Annotated in this window: 1 protein-coding gene; it reads left to right on the top strand. The window is 65.7% G+C overall.

Annotated elements, in window-relative coordinates; genetic code table 11:
• Positions 1 to 238: 238 nt before the first annotated feature.
• A complete protein-coding gene (locus VF665_RS17665) occupies positions 239 to 1942 on the top strand; it encodes a hypothetical protein (RefSeq protein ID WP_331054769.1) in 1704 nt (567 codons plus the stop codon).
• The last annotated feature ends 172 nt before the right edge of the window (positions 1943 to 2114 follow it).

The raw sequence follows: 2114 nt of genomic DNA, 5'->3' as shown, positions 1-2114 counted from the left end.
ATCCGTTTCTCGCCACTTCCTCCAATGCCGCCGCGCTGAGCGCCCGCTCTGCTCCGCGCGTGCGCCTCCAGCCAGAATGCAAGCTGCATCCCTCCGGCTCCGTGCACCTTCACGTTCGTGCGTCCGCGCGTCGGCCGCGCTGCTGATCGCCCTCGCCGGCTGCGACCTGCGCGATCCCACGGCGCCGCTCCCCGCCGCGCCCCCTTCCACGGGGCCGGCCCGCGACGCAGGATCGCTCGTGCTGGGCAGCTACTCGGCGCCCACGCCGATGGCCAGCCCGGGCACCACCACGACGGATCAGGCGCTGGCCTCCGCGCCCATCCCGCTGGCGCCCTACAGCTACACGCTCCTGCGCATCACGGGAACCATGCAGGTGCAGAAGAACCCCTACATCTTCGGTGTGACGCCCGGAGAGGGGCTGACGTCCTACAGCGCGGTGGAGTCGCGCGGGTCCACCCGCGGGGGCGCCACGCGCGTGTGGATCCGCTGGAACGGACAGGCGTACCCCACCACCGAGGTGGCCGGCTTTCTGGCGGCGGAGGACGGGCGTGACGTGACGGTGCTGGTGCGGACGCAGGGTGCGGCGGGAGACATCTGGGTGGGGCGCACCGGGATGTCGAGCACGCGGATGTACGACGGATTCTGCATGGCCGGGCATCCGTACTGCTCCAAGGACTACCTCGAGCGGCGGGAGTGGTACGCCAGGACCATCGAGGACTTCTGGATCAGCCAGTCGCACACGGTGACCGGCACCCAAATTATCGAGCCGCTGCGCATCGAGGGACCGGCGGCGGTCGCCACGGGTACGCCGGGCACGTTCCGGGCGGCGGCGTTCGAGGGCCTGCGCTTCCGCAACGCGAGTGGAAATCGGGAGGCGTTCCACTGGAACTTCTACCCCGGCGACACCACCGCCACCCCCAACCCGTCGGGGACGCAGACGCTGCCCTGCGGCGACACCATCGCCTGCACCTTCGTCCCGCTGCGGAGCGGCCGCCTGCGCCTGTACACGCACGTGGAAGGCACAAGCGTGGAAGCCCGCGACTTCATCGTGAAGGTGCAGGAGCCGGAACTGCGGCTGGATTGTGGGACGTCAATCGTAGTTCGAGGTACGGGGATCAGATGCAGGGCAGCCGCGTTGCCGGCCAGCCCGCTTTCCGACATACGATGGACCTTCAAGCACAACGGAGCGGTTCTCGCGAGTTACGCCGACTCAGCGCAATGGAGCGGTCGAATCGTAGTCGGAGGGCAGATCAAGGTGGCGGCTACTGTTGGCGGGCGCGCGAGGGCTGATTCGGTGCTCATTGGGGTCACGCCGCGGGCATGGGGCCCACTGTCCGTCAGTGTAGCTGTAGTTGGCCAGAGCAGCCTTCATACTCCGCCCCGGAGTGAGGAAGATTTAGCCAAGACGGACATCGACTGGCCAGTAGACTTCCCCCTCGAGCCTGTTCTGGAAGGGCCGAACAAGGGCTGGTGGTTTCTAACCTCGCCCATAAGCCCCGTGCCCGTCGTGGTTGCGTGGAGTGATTCCTGGAACCCGGGCAGCCCATGGTACAACGCCCAAAACGGGGGTACGCATCCGTCGGGCGGAAAGTGGTGCGATGTAGCTGACATGCCGACGGTGGAGCGCTTGGCGCGCGAGCATGAAGGGCTGCTTACTGGACCGAGTCCGTCCCACATCTCGGTTCTGCAATCCTTTTTTGCCGGCTTCGCGGCGACCAGCGATGCAGACAGCCTGAGTCCTCAAGGAAAGCTCGAGAACTACCATGTGTACGGGCCTGAAACTCCCGACGTACTCGGATTCTTTGATACGGAGGTGCGGCTACGGGCCAAGAATGATCCCAGGCAAGCACACTACGATCCCACGACCGTGTTGAACACCGGGAACCCCGGTCCTGGGCTCGTCCCTTCGGTCATCTGGCCCTGCTACCTTCACTTCTTTTGAAACGAGCGCATATGCCCAGCTTGCAAAGGCTTCTGCCCGGCCTCGTGGGGCTGGTATTCTCTTCTTTCTTGCCGGCTCCGTCAAACCTCGAACAGGATCGCTGTGCAGTGGCGGTGGAGATCGTTGAAACGGGGGACTCACGCGGTTTTACCCCCGCCCTGACCAGCTATCC

This window comes from Longimicrobium sp., from assembly GCF_036387355.1.
GTDB lineage: Bacteria > Gemmatimonadota > Gemmatimonadetes > Longimicrobiales > Longimicrobiaceae > Longimicrobium.
This window is presented reverse-complemented; position numbering and strand designations above follow the sequence as displayed.